A 23,929-nucleotide genomic window follows, 5' to 3' on the forward strand; every position below is an offset into this window, starting at 1 on the left:
GGTCAATGCATGTCGGAGGGAGCCCGGGCTCAGACGTCACCCCGGCCGTCGCCCGCTCCTGCGCATCGGCCGACGCTTGGGCAGTTCGGGGCCGAGTAACAGGGCATCAAGGATGTTTCGGCGTGGAAGTCACTGTGATCGCTCCCGCCATCGCCACCGCGAGCCAGCCCAGGGCCCGCACCGCGCGCAGCCCGTAGCCGGACAGCAACCAGCAGCCGTGCAGCAGGCCGCGCTCGGCCCGCGTCGTGCCGGTACGGTCGCGGTGGCGCATCTCCATCTCGCCGTAGTAGAAATCCGCCGCCCCCGGCTCATTCTTTCCGTCCTCGAACCCCTTGCGTAGCGCCCGGTAGACCGGCGCCCTCGTCAGATCAACATCGGCGAGCACGAGATGAGCCGCATCGACCCCACGCAGCGAAACCATCCGCACCGTGGCATCGGTCCCAGCAACAGCCTGCTCGTCCAGCGCCTGGCTGTCGGCGAGCAGGAAGGGGGCGGCTTCGCCCGCAATCGTCAGGGGGTACTCGAAGACGGCATGGGAGAAGTCCACCGTTGCGTAGCGCAGACGTAGTTCGGCTGTCGACATCCAACGGGATCGCCGGCACTCCACCCGACGTGCCACGCACGACAAGATCAGCGGACCGTCGAACACCGCACCAACCAACGACACCCTTCCGGCACACACAAACGGCCCAAGGTCAACCGGACTCTTGAAGGTCGCTGCCCCGAACCAGGCGTCGCCCTCGAAGGTCGCCGACTCGAACCTGGCGCTGCCCTCGAACGTCGCCGTCCCGAACCCGGCGTGGCCCTTGAAGGTTGCCGCCCCGAACCAGGCGCGCTTGAACGTTGTCGACTCGAACCCGGCCCTGCTCTTGAAGGTGGCCGACCCGAACTAGGCGTGGCCAAGGTGGGGTTGTCCGGTGTCAGGGTCACGAAGAGCTCGGAGGAGCTCGTGGAGAAGTTGGGCCGTGAAGGACGTGCCGCGGTGCTCGACATCGGCTCCAGGCTGCAGGCCGGCCAGGGGCCAGGGGCCAGGTAAGCATCCCGCTCGGTGTCAGCAAGATGAGCCAGACAAGCGGTATAGCCGCCTACGCGAATGCCGCAACGGCCCACAGGATCGTCCGGGGCAGCTCCGTGACCGCAGTGAGGCCAATCGGGCGGCTCCGGGGATGGTGTGGTCATACGCCAAGGGACGATCGAGCACGGCCGACAGTTGCCGTCTGGCTCTGTTCACGAGGTGCGACAGCAAATGTGCACCTCCCCGAGCAGCGTGTGGACGGCGGCGTGTTCGATGTTCATGAGAAATGACAGCGGCCGTGGGGCGGTCGGCCCTGTAGTCGCATCCGCCGGTCGAGGGCTGTGCTCGTTCACAGCCGGGTGGCCAGCCAGATGGCCACGGCCGTGGCAACGGTGAGTCCGGCGTTGAGTGAGATCCGGCGGTCTTCGCCCATCAGGTGAACGGCGATCGCGCCGGTCTGCAGGAGTACGAAACCGATGGCCGCGGCCGTCGCCAACGAGGGAGCGATGCCGGTCAGCTTCGGCAGGATCAGGCCGGTCGCGCCGAGTATTTCGACCGCCCCCAGCGCCCTGAGAGCAGGCAAGGGTATGCGGTCGACCCAGGCCATCATCGGCCGGAGTTGATCACGGCTGCGGATCACCTTCAGCGTGCCTGCGTAGAAGTAGAAGAGCGCGAGCAGTCCCGCGACGATCCAATAGGCGATGTTCATCGTTCCCGTTCATAGGCCACCGGTTCATGGGGCCCTGTCGATTGGCTCGCTTACCAGAAGAGCCCTCGTGAAGGCCCGGTCCGTCGTCCGAGGGACGCGGACACGCGGGTCGCCGCTGGTGGCGAAAGGCGGCGGCGCCACCGGCCTGCCGGTACGAGGGAGGGTGGCCGGGCACATGCTGTGCCGTCGGCTTCAAGCGAGGTCGGAGGCGGGCTCGGTCGCGTAGCGGCTCATCGCGTCGATGTTGGCCTGTTGCGTCAGCGGCCGGCCGCCGGCGAGCACCTCCTGGAGTTCTCGGAAGTACTGCACATAAAGGTCGGGGGTGAATGTGCTGAGCATGATGGCGGGTTGGTCGGTCAGGTTGGCGAAGGTGTGCGGGGTTCCGGGCGGAACCATCACGAGCGTGCCCGAGGCTGCGTCGTAGTCCTCGTCCCCGACGGTGAACCGCACGGTGCCGGAGAGGATGTAGAAGCCCTCGTCGTGTCGGGCATGGCGGTGCTGCGGCGGCCCCTGGGTGTGCGGGGCGAGGACGGACTCGGCGATCGCGAGGCGGTGCCCGGTGTGACTGCCGTCCTCCAGAATGCGCATGCGTGTGGTACCCAGAACGATCATCTCGCCGTCGCCGGGACCCACCACCGACACAGCGGGGTGGGTCTGCGGCTCGCTGCTCTTCGCTTCTTCGGTCATGCTCCCAAGTGCACCGCCCGAACACTGCCGGTGTCCAAGACCCATCCCGCGGCGCCGATACCTCGTGGGTATCGTTGCAGCGTGGAGCTACGGACCTTGCGCTACTTCGTGGCGGTCGCCGAGGAACTCCACTTCGGCCGGGCCGCCACCCGACTGCACATGAGCCAGCCGCCGCTGAGCCGGGCGATCAAGCAGCTGGAGGCCGATGTCGGGTCCCTGCTGTTCGTCCGCTCGCCTACGGGAGTCACGCTCACTTTGGTGGGCTCGGTGCTGCTCGACGAGGCGCGGGCCCTGCTCGACCATGCCGACCGCGTCCGGGTACGCGTGAGCGCGGCGGCCGGCGTCGCGACCATCACCATCGGCATTCTGGGCGACGGCACCGACCCAGGAGTGGCCAGGATGGCCGCCGCCTACCGTCGAAGCCGCCCCGGCATCGACATCCGCATCCGCGAGACCGATCTGACCGACCCGACCTGCGGGCTGCGCGCCGGAACGGTCGACGTCGCGCTGACCCGGGCGCCGTTCGACGAGACGGCCCTGACGGTGCGTGCGCTGCGGACCGATCCGGTCGGCGTGGTCCTGCGCGCCGACGATCCGCTGGCCCGCCGCGACGGGCTGCGGCTGGCTGAGCTGAGCGACCGCCGCTGGTTCCAGTTCCCGCAGGGCACCGACCCCATCTGGCAGTCGTACTGGAACGGTGGCAGGCCGCGCGAGGGCCCGGTGGTGCGCGCCGTCCAGGAATGCCTGCAGGCCGTGCTGTGGAACGGCACGGTCGGCCTGGCCCCGCTCGGACACGACCTGCCGGCGCAACTGGCCGTGGTGCCGCTGATCGACATGCCGCCGAGCCGAGTGGTGGCGGTGTGGAACGAGGGTGACACCAACCCTTTGATCCGGTCCTTCATCGAGATCGCGACAACCGCGTACCGGCGCTGAGCATCGGCAACCGGTGCTGCCGCAGCTCGTGAACAATCCGAACGCTGCGGCCCCAGGGACCGCCTCCCGAAGTGGTGAACATTTGCCGCCCCTTCTCGCGTACAGAGCCAGCTGGCTTTATTCACCGGTAATGCCGTTGGTTGTTCACGGGTTTGGAAGGCACCCAGATCCACGGGCGGGTGATGTTCACGAGTTTTAGCAGCGCTGGGGGTACTTGCCAGGGCAGCATCGGGGTGCTCCTGGTGAAAGGTCCTGGTCATGCCGCACCGCCTGACCTTCAACGGCACGATCATCGAGACCGGCACCGACTCCTAGCGCCTCGCCAGCACCCGGGCTCGGGCCGAGAAACCCGCCAAGGCGGCTGACATCTGCCCGCCGGGCGGTGGAATCACCTACTCGCCGGCGCGGGCTACGAGCAGCGGTTGGAAGAAGCCCGTCTCCTGCGGCATCCGCCACCCGGCGTCGGCAAACCCGGCCTCGGCTGCGAGGCCGGCCAGCCGGTCCCGGCCGAGTGCCCAGTAGGTGGTCCGACGGACCTGGACGCGCCATTCTCCACCTGCCGGAAGGAGTTGGAAGTGCTCCAAGTCGTAGTGCTCGCCGTCGTCGTGCCAGTGCCAGAGCTGGAAGGTGACGGTTCGTTCCCCGTCGTCGGCGCAGTCGGCGATCCGGTGGACTTGTGGAGGCGTCGACGTCGGGCGGTCGCGCAGCAGGTCATCGTAGGGGCGTGTGCTGACCAACAGCAGGCCGGCCGGACGAAGCACGCGGCGCATCTCGACCAGGGCGGCGTGCACATCCTGCTCTGTCAGCAGGTGAGGCAGCGAGTTGTCGGCGCAGACGACGGTGTCGAACTGTCCATCGGCAAACGGGAGGCGTCTCATGTCGGCGGCGGCCGTGCGCAGACTCAGGCTCCGGCGGGCGGCCTCACGGGCAGCGCGGGCGGCGGCGCGGGAGCTGAGGTCGGTCCCGGTGACCCGGTGCCCGCGCAGCGCCAGGCCGATGGCCTGCGTGCCGATGCCGCAGGAACAGTCGAGCACCGCCGCGCGATCCTGGCCGATCAGAGCGTCCAGGGCGTCCCCCTGCCGGCGGATGCTCGCGTCCCAGTCTGAGTAGATCAGGTGGTAGTCGTCGGCCAGTTCGTCGTAGAAGTGCGCCACCGATGTCTCAGGCATGGCCCGAGACTACTGTGCCTGATTCCCGGAGGCGCTGGTCGCCCCAGTGATCGGCACGAACGTCCTCACTGGCCACAGTGCCGTCATTTTCCGTGAACATCTGCGAGCGCGCTGATCGCCAACTGCTGTTGGAACTCATCGACAAACGCTGCTGCTGAACGTGAACGAAGCCATGTCCCGGATCCCGCAGGCGTACAAGTACGCCACGAACCGCTCGTACTTGGGCAGCTCCAGCTCCTCCGACTTGAGCATCGCCCCGACGCTGCTCTTGCTCAGGCGACCCCGACCGCGCATCTCCAGCGTGCACAGCGACGGCGACCCGGCCCAGATCCGTACGGCACGAAGGGCCTCGACGAGCTGGGCCGGCGTGGCCACCGTCAGCGGGTCTGGCTGGCCGAACTGCGGCAGCGGAATGGCGCTGCGGAATGCGAGTTCGGGTCGCTGCTCCCTGCGGGCCCCTCCTTGCCATTGCGCCTCGTCCCCGAGCACGTCCGCTGATAGCACGTACGGCTACCGGCCCGTGCACGCCACAGCTGGCCCGCGGGGGGCGTGACCGCTGGCCTGGAGCTGGTGCGTCAGGTCATGCGTGCCCTGGCTTGGTGCCCTGCCAGCCGAAGCCCAAGCGGTGGTCGTTGACTCGGGCCGCGGCCGACGCCGTGCCTGACCTGGTCGGCCTCGGGTCCAGCCCGAGGCTCCCGGCGAGAGGCCGGTCGACGACATCACTTGCGTCGCCCGGGTGACATGAGGCATGTCGGGCATTTGCCTCCCGCCCTGGTTGCCAGAAGATGCACGGCATGGTTCCCTCCCTCCCGTCCTTCGTGCCGCGCCGCACGGCCCGGCTCGCGCCCGTCCTGAGTGCCGCACTGGCACTCGCCCTGACATCCACGCAGCCGGCTCAGGCCGCCCCGGAGGAAGACACCAGCGGACCCACTCGCGCCGAGGCGAGCGTCTCGGCATACCTGCGAGGCGTACGCGACCGGCCCGAAAAGCTGGCCGCCTTCTTCAGGGCCCTGCCCAAGGGCGCAGACCTCCACAACCACCTTTCGGGCGCGGCGACCACCGAACTGCTGCTGCGCATCGCCGTCGAGGCCGACTACTGCATCGACACGACCACTCTCACCGCGAGCGCGCCGCCCTGCACGGAAAACACCCGCCCCGCGGCCGACACTCTCACCGACCCCGCCTTCCGGCGTCAGGTCATCCGCGCCTGGTCCATGCAGGACTTCACGCCCAGCCAGGGCGAGAGCAGCCACGACCACTTCTTCGCCACGTTCGGAAAGTTCGGCGCGGTCAGCGGACTCCATCCCGGCCGGCTGCTGGCCCAGGTCTCCACCTCGGCCGCGAAGCAGCACCAGTTCTACCTCGAGACCATGTGGACGCCCGCCTGGTACGCCGCTGACGCCCTTGCCACCAAGGTCGGGTACCACAGTGACCTGGCCCTGATGCGCGACAAGATGCTGGCCGACGGCGGCATGGACGCCGTCGTCCAAGAGGCGATGAGCGAGACGGACTCGATGGTCAAGGAGTTCCGTACCGCCGCGCACTGCGATACCGACCACCCCGACGCCGGGTGCGCGCTGCCGGTACGGTTCATCGCCCAGGTCGACCGGGGCGGACCGCCCGAGCTGGTTTTCGCCCAGATGCTGCTCGGCGTGGAACTGGCCCGGCACGACCCCCGCTTCGTCTCGCTGAACCTCGTGGGCCCCGAGGAGAATCCGATGGCGGTCGCCGACTACCGCCTGCACATGCGCATGCTGAACTACCTGCGCGGTGTGTACCCCGACGTTCCCCTCACCCTGCACGCGGGAGAGCTCGTACCCGGCCTGGTCAAGCCCGAGGACCTGCGCTTCCACGTCCGCGACGCCGTGCTCACCGCCCACTCCGACCGCATCGGCCACGGCGTCGACATCCGCCACGAGGACGACTACCGGGAACTGCTGCGCCTGATGGCCCGGAAGCATGTGCTTGTGGAAGTCCCGCTCACCAGCAACGCGCAGGTCCTGGGTGTCACGGGCCCGGCCCACCCCTTCCCGCTGTACCGGGCGAACCACGTTCCGGTCGCCCTGGCCACCGACGACCAAGGCGTCGAGCGAACCGACATCAGCCGCGAGTACCAACGAGCCGCACGCACCTACCAGCTGGACTACCCGGTGCTGAAGGACCTGGCCCGCACCTCCCTGGAGTACGGCTTCCTGAGGGGCCGCAGCCTGTGGCGCGACCGCAACGGCCACCAGCCCGTCCCCGCCTGCGCCGGAGACCGCCTCGGCGACGCGACCCCCAGCAAGCGCTGCGCCCACTTCCTCGCCTCCAGCGCCAAGGCCACAGTGCAGTGGAAACAGGAAGACGCCTTCCACGCCTTTGAACGCACCTTCGCCGCCAGAGCGCCACAGGCCGCATCCCGCACCACCAACACGCGCGCCGACGCCACACGATGATTCCCGCACAACCGAGGGGGTCCAAGTGGCCGAAGTGAAGTTGGTGGCTCAAACGTGCGCAGACCAGCCGATTCCAGAGGGTCGGGGCTGCTGACCTGGGGCTTCGTCATCCTAGGCCCCCGCTCACACCACACGGCGCCCCCTTGCCTGCGGCCTGCCGGTCGGTTTGGCCGATCACGTACTCCGCCAGGTTGTGCCCCACCGCGAGGACCGCCCACACCGCCCCGAACGTCGTCAGCGCCGCGACCGGCTCGATCTGGCGCTGGTGGTAGTGCTGAAGAGCTACCAGAAGCTGGGCTACTTCCCGGACTTGGCCGAGGTTCCGCCGCTGGTGGTCGAGGCGAACGCGTCCGGAGCCCGGGTCGGGTACGGACGCGTGTCCACCCAAGGGCAAAGGGTCTCAACAGGTTTTTGGACACACCAAGTTAATGACACCCCGGACACCCTTCTTGGACACTGCAAGCCTGTTCCCCGCCCGCGGCGGGTCGCGTACAGCATGTTGTCCAACAACCGATCGATTGTTGGACGGTGACGACCACTACGAAGGCGGAGCCGAGCAGTGCGACGACGGTCTAGATGATCGATTTCAAGGGATCGTGTGGGATCTCAGATTGGCTGGCCGAATCTCACGGCCGGTGGCCATTCCGCGGCCGATCGGCCACGGAACTGAGACTGGCCGGGCGGCTTGTTGCGCTCAGCCGCTCCGTGGCGGACGCCCCGCCACCTGCCAGCCGCTGTGTGATCCGGTCGAACAAGTCCGTCAGCGGCGCACCGACGTCCTGGCCGAACTCAGTCAGCCCGTAGGTGACTTGGGGTGGCGTCGTCGGCTCGACCTTCCGCCAGACCAGGTCGTCCTGGACCAGTGCGCGCAGTGTCTGAGCGAGCATCTTCTCGCTGATGCCCTGGATGCTGTCGCGCAGCTCGTAAAACCGAAGGTCGGTGCTACGCAAGGAGATCAGAACCCAGATACCCCACCTGCTGGTCACGTGGTCGACCACGTCGCGCGCAGGGCAGTCGGTGTGAAACACCTCATACCGATTGCCCGCCTCGGCCTGCCTCAGCTGCGCGCCTTCCCTCATGTCCGGAGCTTACCTCTGGGTATGTTCTTACGAAAAGTAAGCCTGCCTCCTAGCGTCAATTGCCGTAGTGCACAACGGACTAGGAGCTGAACATGATCGTGGTGACCGGGGCTACCGGGAATGTGGGCCGGCCTTTGACGCAGGCCCTGGCCAAGGCGGGCGAGCAGGTGACGGCGGTGTCACGGCACGCGGCGGCAATGCCGGACGGGGTCCGGCACGTGCCGGCTGACTTGGCCGAGCCGCAGGGCCTCACCCCCGCATTGGACGGGGCGAAGGCGCTGTTCCTCCTGCTGTCCGGCGACCTGCACGCCCCCGAAGCCAGGCCGACCGACCTTATCGATCTGGCTGCTGCCAGCGGGGTCCGCCGAGTCGTCCTGCTGTCTTCGCAGGGCGTGGCGACGAGGCCGCTCGGCCCGTCGCGGATCGCGATGCGCGCGGTGGAGGACGCGTTGAGAGAGTCCGGCCTGCACTGGGCCGTCCTACGACCGGGCGGCTTCGCCTCCAACGCCTTGGCGTGGGCGGAGTCCGTCCGCACGCAAGGAACGGTCGCCGCACCCTTCGGCGATGTCGGGGTGCCGATCGTCGACCCGGCGGACATCGCCGAGGTCGCGGCGGCCTGCCTGCTGGACGACCGTCACACCGGCGGAATCTTCGAGCTGACCGGGCCCGAGGTGATCACGCCCCGTCAGCAGTCGGAGGCCATCGCCGCGGCGCTCGGCTCGCCGGTGCGGTTCCACGAGCTCACCCGCGAGGAGGCCAAAGCCGCGATGACCCAGTTCGTGCCGCCGGAACTCGCCGACGACACCCTGGACATCATCTCCGCCCCGAACCCCGCCGAACTGCGGATCAGCTCGGACGTGGAACGAGTCATCGGCCGCGCCCCGCGCCCCTTCAACAACTGGGTCGCCCGTAGCATCGCCGCCTTTCGCTGAGGCACAACTCAGCCGAAGCGCCCGGGCAGCCTCGTGCGACCACGGCCGCACGGGGCGGCCCCGTCACCGCGTACCACCAGTCAGAGCTCAAGAGCGGAGCGACCTGACAGGGGCCTACTGGTGTCCTGCGCCGGAGATCCGTTGGCAGGAGCGGGCGAGGAAGTCGAGGATCTCTTCGGCTGTTTCGGTCCAGGTGAACGGGGTTGAGTTCTCGTTCCACATCTATCAGCACGAACCCGACGGCCTGCCTGCCCTGCTGCCTGAGGTGTGTCTGCACTGGGACCACCAAACCGTCGGCCGGCGACGCGAGCGCGCGCAGCAGAACATCCGCATGGACTTCCTGATGCTCCTGCCCGTTTGGCAGCGCGTTGTATTCGAAGTCGACGCGAGCCAGCACTTGGTGCACGTCAATCCGGCGTACACCTCCCGCACCTGCGCCGAATGCGGGCACATCGAACCGGGTCTCCCAGGCCCGTTTCGTATGCCGGTTCTGCGGTGTCGTTGCACACGTGGACTGGAACGGCTCCCGCAACATCCGCCACCGTGCGGAAGAGTTGTGGCGACGCGGGGCGCAGTCAACCGCCCCAGACCCGCCCCCGAACACCGGGCGTGGGACAGGACCTAAACCCAGCACCACAGCCAGTGGCGCCCCTTGTGCAAGCCCGGGACTCTGAGTCCCGGTCGTCAACATGGCCTCGGACTCCTACCTCGGACACCAGGCGCAAAGTAGGTGCGTCTTCGCTGGTCAGCGGTTCGGTCGACGGTGAGGGGAGAACACTGTCACCGGCTTCGATGAGCCGGCGCACCGCCTCGACGGCGGTCGGCTCGCCCCAGTCAAGATTGGCGAGCGCCTTCTCGGTCGCGTCGCTGCAGAAGGCGTGGGTGCGGGCTCATGACTTCGTTGCCTGCCGACCGGGCCGGCCGAAGCCTGTGCCGCGTCTGACTAGAAGGGCGGTGACGGCGGAGGGGTGCCCGGAAGGGCCGGATTCTCCGGGTGCCGTATGTCGCCGCTGCCGAGCAGGACGCGGGCCCGGACCCGCATCGGCTCGTCGCCGTGCCGGGAGAGCACGACCAGTTCGTCGACCCGGGTCGTCATGGGGCCGAGGAGGGCCTCCACCTTGCGGGCGAGGAGGTGCGGGTCCGGGGTACGGCCGAGGGACAGGTGCGGGGTGAAGTCGTGCGAGTGCGATCCGCACAGCGGGAAGCGGAGCTCCAGGGACTCCCGCAGCCGTGCCCAGGGCTCGTGGTCGGCGGCGGCCGGGTCGAGCCAGACGGTGGCGTCCTCGCGGTGTCCGAACCAGTGGACGCCCGCCAGGCGGGCGGTGAACGGCGGCGTCTCGGCGAGGGCCGCGGCGACCAGCGGCAGGGCTCGGGCGAACTCGGTCTCGGGGACGAAACCGAAGAGCACGTTGACGTGTGGCGGCCAGCGGCGGATCTGCCGGTCGTGTTCGCGGCGAATGTGCTGGATCGGCGGCCACAACTTTGCCGGCGGCCGCCAGGCGACGGCGGTGCGGTTCGTCGACGGGACGGCGAGGACGTCGCAGGGTGCCGGGGCCGGTACGGGACCGACCTGCTCGAAGAGGGTCTCGTCGAGCCGGTCGACGCCGCAGGCGCGGTCCCAGACGACCTGGCCGTCCGCCTCGAAGAACACCACCCGGTGCCACGGGATCTCCCCGCCCGGCACGAAGTCGCCAAGCAGGATCCGCTTCGGCGGGGCCCCGCGCTCGGCGACCCCCATCACGAACCGCTCGGGGTCGAAGCGCGGGTCCCAGAGCACCCGGTGGTAGATCTCGTCGCTGGTGTGCACGTCAGCCACCTGCCCTCGACTATCAGGGTGACGCGCGCCCGGTCGACCCTGCAAATCAACGCCCGGCCCGCCCACCTCGCCGCGGTTACGGCAGGAGGGCGAGAGACAGCGGCGGTTTTCGCCCCGAGACTCCCACCTCGGACAGGGGACAAGTAACCCGCGAGTAGGACTGTTGACGCCCGCCGTTTGCCGACTTTGATTCCCGACACGGTTGCCGACACTGCCGACCTGCGGAAACTCTCTGGCCGGCTGAGTGTCGACAGACTCTTGTTTCCCAGTACTTGTCCATTGCGGCTGGTGACGCGTTCTTCCCTTGCAGTGGGCCGGACCGCTGGCCAGCGAAGACGTACCTACTTTGCGCCTGGTGTCCGAGGGAGGAGTCCGGGGTCCAGATGGCTAGGAGGGCGGCGCCATCACCCTTGTGTGTGATGGCGCCGGGACCTCTGACCGGCCAGTCTCAGATTCGTGGCCGATTGGCCATTGGGTGGCCACGGTTCGTGAGACTTGGCCACGGGATCTGAGATCCCACAGCTGGAGGTCCGCCAGGGGGCTGGATGCCTGCCATGCCCCACGCCGTGTGGTCCGGTGCGATCAGCTTTGGCCTGGTCACTTCTCTGAACTGAGCCAGCCCGGTTCCGCCTGTGAGCCTGTCCGCCCCTTTGAATAGGGTGAGCGGATGCCGCACAGCCTTCCTCCCCTCATTCCCGAGACGACGGCACTGTCCGTCGCCGGAGCCGGATTCCATCGGTACGGGATGGGTTCGGCGCTCATCGCGACGGGGGCGGACGCGACCGTGGTCATCGTCGAGGCCGGCGACAGTCCGGGGGTTAGCGGCGTTCAGGACTCCACGAAGGTGCTGCTGCGTGGGGACACGGTTCCGGTGCTCTACCCACGGTTCGACTTCGAATCTCCACTACCCATCCGGCTCTTCGCGCGTATGGATGGTGGCTGCCTCCCCTTGGGCGCCGCGCGGTGCAGGGGACTGTCGGATCCTGCCAACTTCGACTACGCCGCATTGGAGCTCGACCAGCCGCTGACCCGCGAGATGCTGGACGTGGTCCGACCGGTCCCAGCACCTGGTGCGGTGCCGGATGTGGACTGGGTCGACCACGTAGACGCGGATCCGATCCGGGCTCTGGAGTCGTTCGCCCTCGGTTGGTTTCCTGCCGAGGAGCCGGAGCTGGCCGAGGAAGGGAATGCGGCGGGCGAACTGGGCAGCCTCCCGGAGGCGTTGGTCGCCTTCCGCCGCGTGGCCCGTCTCCGCCCGGCACTCCGCAGGTTTCATGATCCAGTGCTGGAGCAGCCCAAACGTGCTTCCGGGCCGTTCGGCGACCGGCTGGTCTTCGCCGTGCAGGACGGGGCCGGCATGGACTGGTCCATTCCGTGGCCGGTGGAGGGACCAGGCGTAGCAGATCCCCGCGTGTGGTGCACCGATGATCCCTGTGGTAGCGAGCCGGAGGCGTTCATCGAAGAGGAGCCGCTGAGCCGCTTCCTCCTGCAGTTCACCCTCTACGAAGCCACGATTGCTGCCCCCTACCAGGCGTGGACCTACTGCATGCCTACCGCGCGTCTGGACACGTTGTGGAGCATGCTGCGGCCCATACCCCTGAGTCCATTTCTGCCGACCTACACTGCCGAGAAGTTCTTTGTGGCCCCGGGGCTGCTGATGTCAGCCAGCATGGATGAGAGCGAGGCGGTCGTGGCTTTCGGCGCACTCCACCGCGCAACCCTGACGCCCTTGCTTGAGCACGGATTCCGCTGGTCCCGCTTCGATGGGTGAGGCGTGTCCCCATGGCGGGCCGCCGGCACTTGTGGTTCATCCCGTGCTGCGAGGGAATTGGTCCGTACGTGCACCACGTGCGGAGATCAGGGCTTCTTCCGCGGGGCGGGCGGGCCCAGGTTCACTGGTCCGCCGAGCTGTACGGCGTCGATCTGACTGATCTTGGAGTCCGCGCCGGCCAGGCTGACGCGGAGTCCTTCGATCTCGCCCAGCCAGCCCTCACTCTCAGCTTCGGCGATGCGGTCGATGAGGTTGTCCCGGATCTCCACCAGTCGACCGCGCTGGGCTGGGTCGGGGCGGAGGAGGCAGCAGATGGGGGATGAGGTGGAGCGCCGGCAAAGCCTCCGGGAAGTCAGGTCCCGCATGGTCGGGTCCGGAGGCGGCCTGACTGCCTGCGGACTGTGCCTGGGAATGACCAGCTCAGTATCTGTCGGCGGCGATGAGCGGTCCGTAGTAGCGGCCGGGGATGGGCCGGTGTGGGTCCCCGAAGAAGCCGTACCGGCGATCGTGGTCGTTGTATTTGCGTGCGTCGTTGACCAGCTCGCGAACGTTGCGGGCGGGGGAGGAGCTACCGCACCGGCGGGTGTCGATGCACAGGGCGAGCACGCCGGACACGACGGGGGCGGCGAAGCTGGTGCCGTCGCCGAACGCGTGGTGGTGGGGGAGAGGGAAGTTGCTCTCGTTGCAGACGCCGGGCGCGGCAACAGTGTGCTTGCGATCGGCCGCCGACCGGGCGAAGTTGCTGAACGGCAGAGAGGCCTCGTCGTCGGCGTCTCCGAAGAAGCCGAAGTCGCGGCCGTAGCAGATGGGTGCGACCTTCGCGCCGGGCCTGCCGTCGAAATCGGCCATCGCGGTGGTGGTGATCACCTCGTCGTATGCGGCAGGAATGACGCTGGCCACGTCGGCGTGTTCGTTGCCTGCGGAAGCCACCGGTGTGACGCCGGCTGCCACGGTGTTGCAGATCGCGAGGTGGAGGGGGTCCTGGTTCACCACGCCGCACTGACCGTCGTCCTTTTCTGTCGGTGTGGACTCACTGCCGAGGCTCATGTTGAAGAGGGCGATGTCGTTGTCGGGGTCAGCGTCCGTACGGGTGGAGACCACCCAGTCGATCCCACACAGGAGGGCCGCGTCCGTGATGAGCCCCTGGTCGTCGTCCGCGACCTTTACCGCCCACTGCGGAGTGCCTGGCGCGACTCCCACGAGGCCTTGGTCGTCGTCCCTGCCGCCGATGATCCCGGCGACCATGGTTCCGTGGCCGCTCGGATCCTGCAGGCTGGTGCCGGGAAAGACAGGACTGCCGCTCAGACAGTCAACGCCTCCTTGGACGTTGAGGTCGGGCACGTCAGCCGCGATGCCGCTGTCCAGGACGGCGACGTTCACGTCGACCGATCCCTTGCCGTTGCCGGACCGGGCAGAAGAGCGGTCGGCTCGGACCCGGTCCACGAACACCGGCTGACACTGCCGGATGGGGGGAACGTCGTCGAGCACTTCCTGGCAGTCGCGCAGCGGGGGAGCCGGCAAGGGAGGTGGGGAAACCGGCTGAGGAGGTGGGGAGACCTTGTACGTCCGCTGCGCGGCGACGAACCGGACCTGAGGGTCCTTCTCCAGCGCGGTGGCCTGGGCCGGAGTCATGGTTGCCGCGTAGCCCTTGAGCGCGTGCCCGTACACCACCGTCGCGCCGGATCCGCCGTAGGCGCGGGTCTGCCGACTTGCAGCGGCCTTCGGGTCAGCCACCGAGTCCTTGAGAACGACCACGTAGCCGCGCTCGTCCTCAGCGGCCGCCGCCGTGTGCAGTGGCAGGCCAGCCAGGCTGCTCAGGAGAAGGCAGGAGATGCTCAGGGCTGTCCTGCGGCCGAGACGGTTCATACGATTCCTCTGGTCGTAGCCTCCCGGTCCCGCAGACCGAGCACGAGGCATCGTGACCGTGCAGGAACGAACGGAGCCGCAACCTCCCCCATATGTGGGCGTGCCCTTGGCCGATCCAGCCGATTGCCCTGGACAGCCGCTTCCCTCCCGACACCGAACCGTGCCGCGACCGGATCGTGATCGCGGGGTGCGAATGTCGGTAGACGGTCCCCGGGTGACCGGCGTGGCCTCCAGCCGTTCGTGGAGCGCGCGGACGAGGCGGGCCCGAGGAGGACAGCTGAGCTCGCTCACGGACTGATCAAACCCGCCTCACAGCTCCTTACCGCGCGCCACGATCACCGTGTGCCCAACCTCTTCGAGCGCCGCCCCAAGCCGCAGGGAGGCCACACTCCGAACCTGTGGCCTGCGTAGGCCGTCGCCCCGCTCACCCTGATAGTCGTCGGCGCACTCGCGTACGGCCTCTACCGGGGCGCCGATGCGCTCCTCACCGCCGAGAACACCAGCAAGAACCCGGTCGACGTCCAGGACGTCATCAAGACCGCCGTCACCGTCATCACACTGATCGGTGCCGTCCTCGCCGGCCTGTACGCCTACCGCAAACAGCTCCTCTCCGAAGGCGACTCACACCGCGCGGACGCAAGCCAGCTCGCCGAGCGGTACTCGCAAGCGGCCGAGCAGCTCGGCCACGATCAGGCCGCCGTCCGCCTCGTCGGGGTGTATGCGATGGCACGCCTCGCCGATGACTGGCCGCAGCAGTTGATCGGCTGCCCATGCCACAGCCGATCAAAGACCAGGACAGGCCGTCCAGCGACTGCCCGCACACAGGAGTCCTGATGGGCGCGATGCCGCAGGATGGCGATCTAGCTCAGGAGGCCGAGGTCGTGTGGCTGGAAGACCCCACCGACCTCGAGTACGTCCGCCAGGCCCTCGACAAGGTCAGCATCCGCAAGGGCAAGCCTCGATACGAGCGCGACTGCCGCCTCATCGGCTACACCAACCTCCCCCCAAGGCGACGCGCACCGCTGTCAGCGCAGGTACACCAGGCCGACGAGCGCGCGTTGGTGCGGCGGGAGCTTGCAGCGGCGGTCACCCTCGCGGGTGACGATGAGCATGGTGACCCACTCAACCAGCGCGCGCGGCATGTCGAGTGCGGGAGGATAGAGAACCAACGAGGCACCTAAGCCGATGAGTTGAGACTTCGAACACCTCCCTCAACAGCGGGGGCCTCGTGCGTTGCGTCCTCGCCGCCGTCACCCATCACTGAGCCTTTGCCAACTTGCACCGTGAGCAGGTCAGTTGGTTCGACACATGAGTGAAGCCCCTGGTAGACGGGTTCACGGCCAAGATCACCCGGTACCCACCAGAGGCTTCACGTGCTTGTCTACCCGTGCGGGCTGGACGTGTCCAGTCGGTCCCTGACCTTCCTCGCCGCTCGTCTGCGAGAACACCGTCGTCGGATCGGAAGTCGCTGGCGTCGACTCTCGGTCGACCGTCAAGCCCTGCTGGTGTTGGCGCATCTGCGCAACGGGACCACGTACACCCAGCTCGCAGCGGGTTTCGAGGTCGGGACGAGCACGGTCTACCGCTAGATCAGCGAGGCCGTCGACGTGCTGGCCGCACTCTCACCGACCATCGACGAGGCCGTACGTGCCGCTTCGACGAAGGCCTACGTCCTGCTCGACAGGACGCTCCTGCCGATTGACCGGATCGCGGCCGACCGGCCCTTCTTCTCCGGCAAGCACAAGAAGCACGGCATGAACGTGCAGGTCATCACCGATCCGTTGGGCCGGCCGCTGTGGGCCTCGCCCGCACTGCCAGGGGCTGTCCACGACGTTCGCGCGGCCCGCGAGCACGGCATCATCGACGCCCTGGACCAGGCGCACATCCCCTGCTGGGCGGACAAGGGTTACCAGGGCGCCCGCGTCACGGTCCGCGTTCCGTTCCGCGGCCGATGACAGGCGCTTTCCATCGGTCAGCAGGCCGTCAACCGATCCCAAGCCAAGATCCGCGCCCTTGTCGAAAAGGCCATGGCCACTCTCAAGTCATGGCGGCTACTCCGCAAACTCCGCTGCTCGACCAACCGCACCACGAGCCTCGTCCAGGCCGTACTCACCCTGCATCACGCCAGCTCAACCGCAGGTTGAAAAGGCCTCACTGGCTACTCCGAAAATGCTCAATGATCATGAAACGGTCATACCGGCTTCACGCCGACACTCTGGATCCCCACCTCTTGCCTTCTTTCCTCAAATTAACCTCAGGTGAATCCCAGAAGACGAGAAAGCATATCGGGCATATTGTGTCATATAAACCCGAACTGAGAAGTAGATCTGTGAAGAAACCTTGAAGGAGTTCCCACCTATGCTTTCATTCTCTTCACGGAAGGCCGGACGGGATTCGGCCTCTAGGGGCAGGGGGGAACCCGAGTGTCATCTAGTAATTCTCGAAGACGGGCCCGGCTCATTACGAGCGGGATTTTCGTTGCAGCCTTGACTGCAGGCACCATCACGGCTCCGCAGCTCACGGGGGGAACCAGTGCTGCTGCTGAAGCGTGCCAGACGAAGGTATCGACCTACCTCATAAATGCCGACGGCGACAAGCTGCAGAAGTACGTCGACTGGAATCCGTCGAATGCCACTGAGTCGGCCCTCCTCGATACCGGCAAGTCGGCATCGCTGAAGAGCGATAGCTATTACTTCGCGGGTGGACACGGCGTGATCTACGAGGTCACAGCGGACGGGGTGCTCAAGTCCTATCAGGACCGTAGCGACAGCGGAGGAAGCGTACTCACTCCGGTCAAGACGTACGACGCCAACTGGACAGCACGCCACAACCGCGTTTGGTCGAATGGCGACCTCATCTTCTCCATCCACGGCGGCGGCAAGCTGGAGGTATTCCAGCAGAGTTCACCGCTCACCGGTGACGGCGAACTCAAGCTCGATGCGTTCCCACTGACCGTCAGTAACCCGGCAGTCGTCGCGTTCACCAGCGCCGACGACGTCTGGGCAGTTGGTTCGACTACCTACACCCTCACGGACGGGGTGATCCGTGCCTGGGCTTACACAGCCAGTCCGCACCCCAGCTTTCCCGCCCAGGGAACGGTCGTGGCGACCACCGACACCACGCAGAGGCAAGGCTGGGGCGTCGGCCCGGGAACTGTGCGGACTGCCATGAGCGACGGCACCGTGCAGGCGTATGCGGGAACTCCGAATCTCACCGTCACGAACAGTGAGTACGGTGTGGGGCTTTTCGGTGAAGTCCTCGCAGATACCGCTACGTGCCTTGCGGACGCAGGTGACGAAAAGCCCACCTTGGGCGCCGCGGGAGATGACCCTGACGCACCTGCCGCTGTGGCCGAGGAGCCCGGCGAGCCCCCGGCCCCGGGTGCCCCGGAAGTACTCAAGGGCAAGTTCACCCTCGGAAACGGCACACCGGCCGCTGGATTGACTGTCAAGGTCGAAGCCACCGACGCGGTCCCAGAGGATGGCGCTGAGGTCGACCTACCGTCGCTCGGTACCGCCGTGACGGCCGCAGACGGCAGTTGGTCACTGACCCTGCCCAAGACGCTGCCTGCCGAAGTCCAGCAAGCCGCGACCGAGAACGGCGGACTCGTCAACGCGATGGCGACCGTCACGGGCCAGACGTCGACCGGCGTCCCCATGGGAGGTATCACACACCTCACGGCGGCGCCGGCCACCGCGACCGCCTCAGCGCGGAGCCTCGCCGTGGCTGACGACGAAACCGCCGAGCCAGCGGAGCTTCTGCCCCTGGGGACATCCTCCGACAGCAGCGAAGTGTCCAGCCTGAGCGAGGCACAGGACCCAGCGGTCAACGTCAAAATGGCTGCGGGTTACGCCAAGAGCTGGGCCGCGAAGCGGGAAGCAGAGCCTACCGACACACTCGGCGACAGCCCGCTTCCCAAGTGGCAGAACGCTACGGGTAACTTGCCGACCGGCTACAACCCCTACATCGTCAACGGGCAGGACACCAAGGGCTTGGTCGTGCGACCGATGGACGGCGGATGCGACCGCACAAAATCCAAGGTCATCGACAAGAAGATCTACTACACCACCGTGGGCGAGGGTCACGCCTACTGGGACGCCAAGGCGTCGGTCGACTACGACAGCAAGCTGTCCTCCACTGTGGACGTCGCAGCGAAGACCGGCGGCAACTGGACCATCACCGGAAGTGTGAGCCTGGGCTCATCCATGAGCGTCACCACCGGATACACGGCCAAGGGCCCGTACTTCGGGAAGCAATGGAAGGTGCCGATCAAGTACACCAAGTACAAGGAGACTTGGAAGTGCGGAGGCAACAACTCCTTCACGCGGTACGTCATCAAGCCCGGTAAGTACACGATTCCGGCGGGTGGCGCCACCGGGAAGTACGGCAAGGACGTCAGCTCCAAGGACGGAAGCGGATACTGGGACGCCCCTAAGTCTCACCGCGCCTATGTCACGCGAGGCTCCTACTTCCAGCTGAGCAAGAATCGCAGCATCAAGTTTTCCGGCGCCGTCAGCGCTTACGGCGTTTCCCTGGGCGGGTCCACGGGCTACGATCGCGATCACAAGCAGCGCATTACCGCCGGAAACAAGTCCAGCTACAAGCATTACATATGGGGGAAGAATGGCAGCCCCTCGGGCAAGCCGGGCGTCTTCTATTCCGACTAGAGCGGCCACGCTTCTGGCGTGCGCGCTTCTCGTCAGTTGCTCCGCCTCTCCGTCCGGTGGACAGGCGCTGGACGCAGAGGGATCGCAGTCCAGTGGGACAGTCGGCAACACGCACGCCAAGGTGGGCCAAACCTGGTACTTCGCCCTTCCCGTGCCGCACAACGTAAGCGGCAAGAGCATTGAGATCACGGGCGCGAGTGTCGTTGACCCGCCCAAAGGCCTCAAGGTACTTGGTTACGCGGCCTACAACGTCAATGACACCGAGGGGCTGCCCCTCCTAGCCCTGGGCGGCGAGTCAGACACGCCGGACTTTGCCCACCTCAAGGACTACGCGAAGTCCGAAGTCAAGGTTTCACCGAAGAAGCAGAGTGAAATATTCTTCCAAGCAAAGATTCGGATCACCTCACCACCCAAGAAGAATATTGAGCATTGCCAGTTCCAGTACCGCCAAGGAGGTCAAGAGTTCACCCAAATCCTTGACTGCGAAATGGAACTGAAGGTGAGCTAGCCCCGAAGATGCGACACGTCCCCCCTCAGCCGTCCAGGTTGGAGGGGGTACGTGCGTAGCGGGCAGTGAGCATTTTTTCAGCGGATTCTTGGGAGGAACCCCGGGCGTTCACGCCCGGGAGGAATCGCATCCACGGGATGCGACGCGGAGCGTCGCCGTGATGTGCCGCAGGCCATGACGGCCGCGGAGCGGCCCGGGGCGTTCCGGCGGAGCCGGGCTCTGCCGGTGTGCGGTCAGGGCCGTGGCCGGTATCGCTCGTTCGGGTGAGGTGGGGCGAACGTGTGGTGGGTCTTCGTCCAGGTGTATAGGTTCGCTGATCGTGAAGCTGGTAGTGCGGGTGAAGCTGCTGCCGACGCCCGTACAGGCGGCGGCACTTGAGGCGACCCTGTATGCCTGCAATCAAGCGGCGACCTGGGCGGCCGGGGTAGCTTTCGAGGAAAACGCGCGACGTCCGCTTGAGCTCCGCAAGCACACCTATGCCGAGTTCCGGGCCAGGTGGCAACTGGGCGCCCAGGCCGCCCAGCACGCCATCAAGAAGACCTGCGATGCCTACACCACCTTGAAGGTGAACCTGCGTAACGGCCGGTACGGGCGGCCCGGCACGAAGCGTCATGCCCGGGCCTCGGGCAAGCCAGTGGTCTTCCGGCCTCAGGCGGCGCAGCCGTACGACGACCGGATGCTGTCCTGGCAGCACGAGCAGCAAACGGTGTCGATCTGGTCCACGGCCGGACGGCTGAAGGGCGTGGCGTTCACCGGGCAGGCCGAGCAGCTGGAGGTCCTGGCTGCGCACCGCAAGGGTGAGTCCGACCTGGTGTGCCAGGGCGGGAAGTGGTTCTTGATCGCGACCTGCGACATCGACGAAGCGACCGCGAGCACTCACCCGGTCGGGTTCCTCGGCGTCGACCTGGGGATCGTGAACATCGCGGTCACCTCCGACGGGGCACGCCACTGCGGCAGGCGGATCAACCGCAAGCGCGAGAGTGACCGCAACCTGCGGTCCAAGCTGCAGAAGAAGAACACCAAGTCCGCCAAGCGGCGGGCGAAGAAGCACGCGGGCAAGGAAGCCCGGCGCGCCAAGGACATCAACCACAAGATCAGCAAGCGGATCGTGGCGGAGGCTGAACGCACCGGTCGCGGGATCGCCCTGGAGACACTCACGGGCATCCGCGAGCGGGCACGGCTGAGAAAGCCCCAACGCGTCAAGATCCACTCCTGGCCCTTCGCGCAACTCGGCTCGTTCATCGCCTACAAGGCGAAGCGGGCCGGGGTGCCGGTCGTCTACGTCGACCCGGCGTACACCAGCCAGGAATGCGCCCAGTGCCATCACACCGCACGCGCAAACCGGCCCTCCCAGGCCGGCCGGGTCTGCGGCTTCGTTGAGCACGCAGACCACAACGCGTCCCACAACATCCGCCAACGCGGCTGGATGGCATGGGTCTGCGGGGCCCAGTCAACGGCCCCTGAACTCACCCTCATCGCGTGAGAACTGGACGCAGCCGACCCCATCACCACCAGTGATGACTCGAGCAGCAAGCCCGGTCGTTCACGACCGGGTAGTTGACGGCTTGACCTTTCAGGCCGGCGGAAGCGAGGTCGGAGGGGCTGGTGTGTGAAAGCCGTTGCGGCAGTCCACGTTGCCCTCGTCCGACTGCCCGGTCTTGTCAGTCGAGCAGGACACCGGGGTTGAGGATGCGGTGGGGATCCAGGGCGTCCTTGGCGGCGTGCAAGGCCAGCGCGAAGGGCTCCGGGCGCTGGAGGTCGTAGCTGGGGCGGTGGTCGCGGCCGACGGCGTGGTGGTGGGTGATGGTGGCGCGGTGGCGGTGCAGGACTTCACCGGCGACGGCTTTGATGTCGTCCCAGATCTTGACCTCGTCGTTGGGCCGGCCGGCGACGGCCACGGTGAAGTAGGGGGCGGCTCCGTCCGGGTAGACGTGGGTCAGGCGGCAGTTGATGGTGGCCGGGTGTCCGGTGGCCTTGAGGGCGGCGGCGCCGACCTCGGTACGGACCTCGTCGATCAGAGCGGGGATCTTGTCCCAGGTGGCTGCGGTTTCGAAGGTCTCGACGACGGCTCCCATGCGGGCCAAGCCGTCGCGTAGGTAGGGCATGCGCAGGAACGCCGAGCGCCAGGCGCTCACGGCGGAGTCGGCCGGGGCGTTGCGGTCGGCCGTATGCGTCTGGCCGTGTCCGCCATGGGTGCGGGCCAGGTCCACGGCGCTCGTGAGGCGGTCGTCGACGGGGCTGGTGGCGGATTCGAAACCCAGGACCAGGACGGTGGAGCCGTTGTGGGAGGCGCCGGAGAGCAGGGCCTCGCCGGGGTCGAGCAGGCGGCAGTTGGCCGGGGCGAGATCGGACTGGGCGATGACACGCACGGCGTCCAGCGCGCGGTGGAAGTCGGTGAAGGCCACGGATGCGGAGGCTTTGTGGCGGGGGCGCTCCTGCAGGCGCATCCATGCCTCGGTGATGATGCCGAGCGTGCCCTCGGATCCGAGGAAGAGCCGGTCGGGCGACGGTCCGGCGCCGGATGCGGGCAGGCGCCAGGACGTGCCGGCTCCGGCGGGCGTGATCACGCGCAGGGACTGGACGAAGTCGTCGATGTGGGTGTGGACGGTGGCGTAGTGGCCGCCGGCGCGGGTGGCCAGCCAGCCGCCGAGGGTGGAGAACTCGAAGCTCTGCGGGAAGTGGCGCAGGGTCAGGTCGTGGGGCCGCAACTGGGCCTCCAGCACGGGGCCGAGGGCCCCGGCCTGGATGCGGGCTGAGCGGCTGGTGGTGTCGATCTCCAGGACGCGGTCCATCGAGGTCAGGTCGAGCGACAGCACGGCGCGGTGGGCGTCGCCGCGGTACTCCACGCCGCCGACCACCGAGGAGCCGCCGCCGAAGGGGATGACGGCCACATTGTGGTTGCCGGCCCAGTCCAGCAGGTCGGCTACCTTCTGGTCGTCGGTCGGGTGGGCGACGAGGTCGGGGATCCGGCCGGGACGACCGCGCAGGGCCCGGATGACGTCGCGGTATGCCTTGCCCATGGCGCGGGCGGCGCGCGCCCGCGGGTCGGCGGTGACCAGGTGTGCCAGGGAGGGCGGGGGCATTACGACGGGGCGAACGATGGGCAGGTCGGCGATGCGGGGTATCGGCAGCGGACGGTCCAGGGTGCCCGGCAGCAGGGCTCCCATCGCGGCGCATTCGGCGTCGTCGGGATGGGCGTCGGCATAGCCCCAGCCCCACCAGGAGCGGGTGCGGGAGATGCCAAGGTCGGTCGCGGTGGCAGGCATGAGTGCGCTCCAGCGGGTCCAAGTAATTTACCCAACAGTAAATTACCCTAGGGTAAGATCGGGATCATGACAACGCCCTCTTCTAAGGCCGGCACCAAGGGCGTGCCGAGAGCCGACCGCGAACAACAGGTCCTGGCCGCGGCCACCGAGGAATTTGGCCACCACGGCTACGAGGCCACCACCGTGGCCGCCGTCGCCGCCCGCGTGGGCGTCACCAAGCCGCTGGTGCATCAGTACTTCGGCAGCAAGCAGGACCTCTACCTCGCCTGCCTCGAACCGGTCGGCGACCGGCTGCTGGGCGCCGTCCGCGCCGCGATGGCCGAACACGAGACCGGCGCGCCGCCCACGCCCCTTCGCGTACTGAACGCCCTGTTCACCGCCCTGAACGGGCAGCGAGAAACATGGTTCGTCCTCTACGACCCCTCGCTGCCGCCCGGCAGCAACGCCGCCCACCGCGCGGCGTACTACCGCGACGCCATTGACGACCTCGCCGCGATCGGCACCGCCGACCTCGTGCACGCCGCCGAAACCAGGGACCCACTCGACGCCGACGCCCTCAAACACGCATGGCGCGGCCTGTGCACCGCTCTGGTCCGTTGGTGGATCAAGCACCCCGACCAGTCACCCGAAGCAATGTCCCAGCGCTGCACCCGGCTCTTCGAGGCCGGCCACACCATCCTCGCCGCCGGCGACGACAGCACGTAAGCCAGACCGACCCGCCACCTCTGCTGTCAAAATTCGTGAACATCCGAGTGTCGCTCCATCCGCGAGATGTTTCCCGAAGCCGCGCACAAGCGCTGTCGCATCTCGGGTTCTGGCTCAACTTCCGTGAAAACCATGCCGACCGGGCTCGCGCCAGCCTCTGGACGAGCCGCTGACCTGCCGGTTGAACAAAGCCAGCCCCGCTACCCGGCCGCCGTCACCGGCGTCGGCGGGCACCTCCAAGCCTGGAAGGCGACCATGATGGTCGTCGGCGGCAACATGCTCGTCGCCCTCGACACGTCCCGCACCTACCAGATCACCGCCCCGGCCTTTGCCGGCGGAGCCTTCGAGGACGTCGACTTCCAACTCCGGCT

Annotated in this window: 20 protein-coding genes and 4 pseudogenes; 11 read left to right on the forward strand and 13 right to left on the reverse strand. The window is 67.4% G+C overall.

The features are described 5' to 3' along the window. Positions 1-106: 106 nt before the first annotated feature. The gene (locus CG723_RS48345; RefSeq protein ID WP_234374801.1) at positions 107-583 is read right to left on the reverse strand and encodes a hypothetical protein; all 477 of its coding nucleotides are present in this window, start codon (positions 581-583) and stop codon (positions 107-109) included. 124 nt (positions 584-707) lie between these two features. On the opposite strand from CG723_RS48345, the gene CG723_RS48350 reads away from it, so the two are divergent. Beyond that, a complete protein-coding gene (locus CG723_RS48350; RefSeq protein ID WP_234374802.1) occupies positions 708-893 on the forward strand; it encodes a hypothetical protein in 186 nt (61 codons plus the stop codon). Between the two features lie 471 nt (positions 894-1,364). Here CG723_RS48350 and CG723_RS41410 read toward each other — a convergent pair whose 3' ends face one another. After that, positions 1,365-1,724 carry a DoxX family protein gene (locus CG723_RS41410; RefSeq protein ID WP_100598722.1) on the reverse strand — a complete coding sequence of 120 codons (360 nt, stop codon included), beginning with the start codon at positions 1,722-1,724 and terminating at the stop codon, positions 1,365-1,367. 192 nt (positions 1,725-1,916) lie between these two features. Further along, positions 1,917-2,411, reverse strand: a complete 495-nt coding sequence (locus CG723_RS41415; RefSeq protein WP_199842093.1) for a cupin domain-containing protein — start codon at positions 2,409-2,411, stop codon at positions 1,917-1,919. 81 nt (positions 2,412-2,492) lie between these two features. Between CG723_RS41415 and CG723_RS41420 the strand changes: the two genes are divergently transcribed. Further along, entirely contained in the window at positions 2,493-3,344 is an 852-nt protein-coding gene (locus CG723_RS41420) for a LysR family transcriptional regulator (RefSeq protein WP_442802637.1), read from the forward strand. Between the two features lie 392 nt (positions 3,345-3,736). On the opposite strand, the gene CG723_RS41425 is transcribed toward CG723_RS41420, so the two are convergent. After that, positions 3,737-4,513, reverse strand: coding sequence for a class I SAM-dependent methyltransferase (locus tag CG723_RS41425; RefSeq protein ID WP_100598725.1), 777 nt, complete (start codon positions 4,511-4,513; stop codon positions 3,737-3,739). A 135-nt stretch (positions 4,514-4,648) separates the two neighbouring features. Next, complete coding sequence (locus tag CG723_RS41430; protein WP_100598726.1) at positions 4,649-5,017, reverse strand: hypothetical protein; 369 nt, start codon at positions 5,015-5,017, stop codon at positions 4,649-4,651. Positions 5,018-5,307: 290 nt separating this feature from the next. On the opposite strand from CG723_RS41430, the gene CG723_RS41435 reads away from it, so the two are divergent. Continuing rightward, positions 5,308-6,948, forward strand: a complete 1,641-nt coding sequence (locus tag CG723_RS41435; protein WP_234374803.1) for an adenosine deaminase family protein — start codon at positions 5,308-5,310, stop codon at positions 6,946-6,948. 106 nt (positions 6,949-7,054) lie between these two features. Here the strand turns inward: CG723_RS41435 and CG723_RS41440 are convergent, their stop codons facing one another. Next, entirely contained in the window at positions 7,055-7,336 is a 282-nt protein-coding gene (locus CG723_RS41440; protein WP_159032666.1) for a hypothetical protein, read from the reverse strand. A 238-nt stretch (positions 7,337-7,574) separates the two neighbouring features. Next, entirely contained in the window at positions 7,575-8,027 is a 453-nt protein-coding gene (locus CG723_RS41445; RefSeq protein ID WP_234374804.1) for a winged helix-turn-helix transcriptional regulator, read from the reverse strand. 92 nt (positions 8,028-8,119) lie between these two features. Here CG723_RS41445 and CG723_RS41450 point away from each other — a divergent pair, with 92 nt between their 5' ends. Continuing rightward, entirely contained in the window at positions 8,120-8,959 is an 840-nt protein-coding gene (locus CG723_RS41450; protein WP_100598729.1) for an SDR family oxidoreductase, read from the forward strand. Positions 8,960-9,956: 997 nt separating this feature from the next. Here CG723_RS41450 and CG723_RS41460 read toward each other — a convergent pair. Further along, positions 9,957-10,766 (reverse strand): annotated as a pseudogene (locus tag CG723_RS41460) (RNA repair domain-containing protein); the annotation flags it as partial. Positions 10,767-11,442: 676 nt separating this feature from the next. Between CG723_RS41460 and CG723_RS41465 the strand changes: the two are divergent. Further along, entirely contained in the window at positions 11,443-12,546 is a 1,104-nt protein-coding gene (locus CG723_RS41465) for a hypothetical protein (RefSeq protein ID WP_159032667.1), read from the forward strand. An 86-nt stretch (positions 12,547-12,632) separates the two neighbouring features. On the opposite strand, the gene CG723_RS41470 is transcribed toward CG723_RS41465, so the two are convergent. The 3 genes from CG723_RS41470 to CG723_RS46635 all read right to left on the reverse strand — a co-directional run bounded on the left by CG723_RS41470 (position 12,633) and on the right by CG723_RS46635 (position 15,189). Next, on the reverse strand, positions 12,633-12,815 hold the full coding sequence (locus tag CG723_RS41470; RefSeq protein WP_234374805.1) for a hypothetical protein: 183 nt from the start codon (positions 12,813-12,815) through the stop codon (positions 12,633-12,635). A 151-nt stretch (positions 12,816-12,966) separates the two neighbouring features. Beyond that, positions 12,967-14,412, reverse strand: a complete 1,446-nt coding sequence (locus CG723_RS41475) for a S8 family serine peptidase (RefSeq protein ID WP_159032668.1) — start codon at positions 14,410-14,412, stop codon at positions 12,967-12,969. Positions 14,413-15,033: 621 nt separating this feature from the next. Next, positions 15,034-15,189, reverse strand: a complete 156-nt coding sequence (locus CG723_RS46635) for a hypothetical protein (RefSeq protein WP_159032669.1) — start codon at positions 15,187-15,189, stop codon at positions 15,034-15,036. Between the two features lie 65 nt (positions 15,190-15,254). On the opposite strand from CG723_RS46635, the pseudogene CG723_RS41480 reads away from it, so the two are divergent. Continuing rightward, a pseudogene (locus CG723_RS41480) lies at positions 15,255-15,419 on the forward strand (DUF6009 family protein); the annotation flags it as partial. 21 nt (positions 15,420-15,440) lie between these two features. Here the strand turns inward: CG723_RS41480 and CG723_RS41485 are convergent. Then, a pseudogene (locus CG723_RS41485) lies at positions 15,441-15,581 on the reverse strand (IS5/IS1182 family transposase); the annotation flags it as partial. Between the two features lie 204 nt (positions 15,582-15,785). Here CG723_RS41485 and CG723_RS41490 point away from each other — a divergent pair. The 4 genes and pseudogenes from CG723_RS41490 to CG723_RS41505 all read left to right on the forward strand — a co-directional run bounded on the left by CG723_RS41490 (position 15,786) and on the right by CG723_RS41505 (position 21,070). After that, a pseudogene (locus CG723_RS41490) lies at positions 15,786-16,556 on the forward strand (transposase family protein). A 342-nt stretch (positions 16,557-16,898) separates the two neighbouring features. After that, a complete protein-coding gene (locus CG723_RS41495; RefSeq protein ID WP_159032670.1) occupies positions 16,899-19,079 on the forward strand; it encodes a hypothetical protein in 2,181 nt (726 codons plus the stop codon). 151 nt (positions 19,080-19,230) lie between these two features. Further along, on the forward strand, positions 19,231-19,587 hold the full coding sequence (locus CG723_RS41500) for a hypothetical protein (protein ID WP_100598735.1): 357 nt from the start codon (positions 19,231-19,233) through the stop codon (positions 19,585-19,587). A 319-nt stretch (positions 19,588-19,906) separates the two neighbouring features. Next, on the forward strand, positions 19,907-21,070 hold the full coding sequence (locus CG723_RS41505; RefSeq protein ID WP_100598736.1) for an RNA-guided endonuclease InsQ/TnpB family protein: 1,164 nt from the start codon (positions 19,907-19,909) through the stop codon (positions 21,068-21,070). 178 nt (positions 21,071-21,248) lie between these two features. Here the strand turns inward: CG723_RS41505 and CG723_RS41510 are convergent, their stop codons facing one another. Beyond that, on the reverse strand, positions 21,249-22,853 hold the full coding sequence (locus CG723_RS41510; RefSeq protein ID WP_100598737.1) for an FAD-binding oxidoreductase: 1,605 nt from the start codon (positions 22,851-22,853) through the stop codon (positions 21,249-21,251). 66 nt (positions 22,854-22,919) lie between these two features. Between CG723_RS41510 and CG723_RS41515 the strand changes: the two genes are divergently transcribed. Further along, the gene (locus CG723_RS41515; protein ID WP_100598738.1) at positions 22,920-23,558 is read left to right on the forward strand and encodes a TetR/AcrR family transcriptional regulator; all 639 of its coding nucleotides are present in this window, start codon (positions 22,920-22,922) and stop codon (positions 23,556-23,558) included. The last annotated feature ends 371 nt before the right edge of the window (positions 23,559-23,929 follow it).

This window comes from Streptomyces sp. CB01635, assembly GCF_002803065.1.
GTDB lineage: Bacteria > Actinomycetota > Actinomycetes > Streptomycetales > Streptomycetaceae > Streptomyces.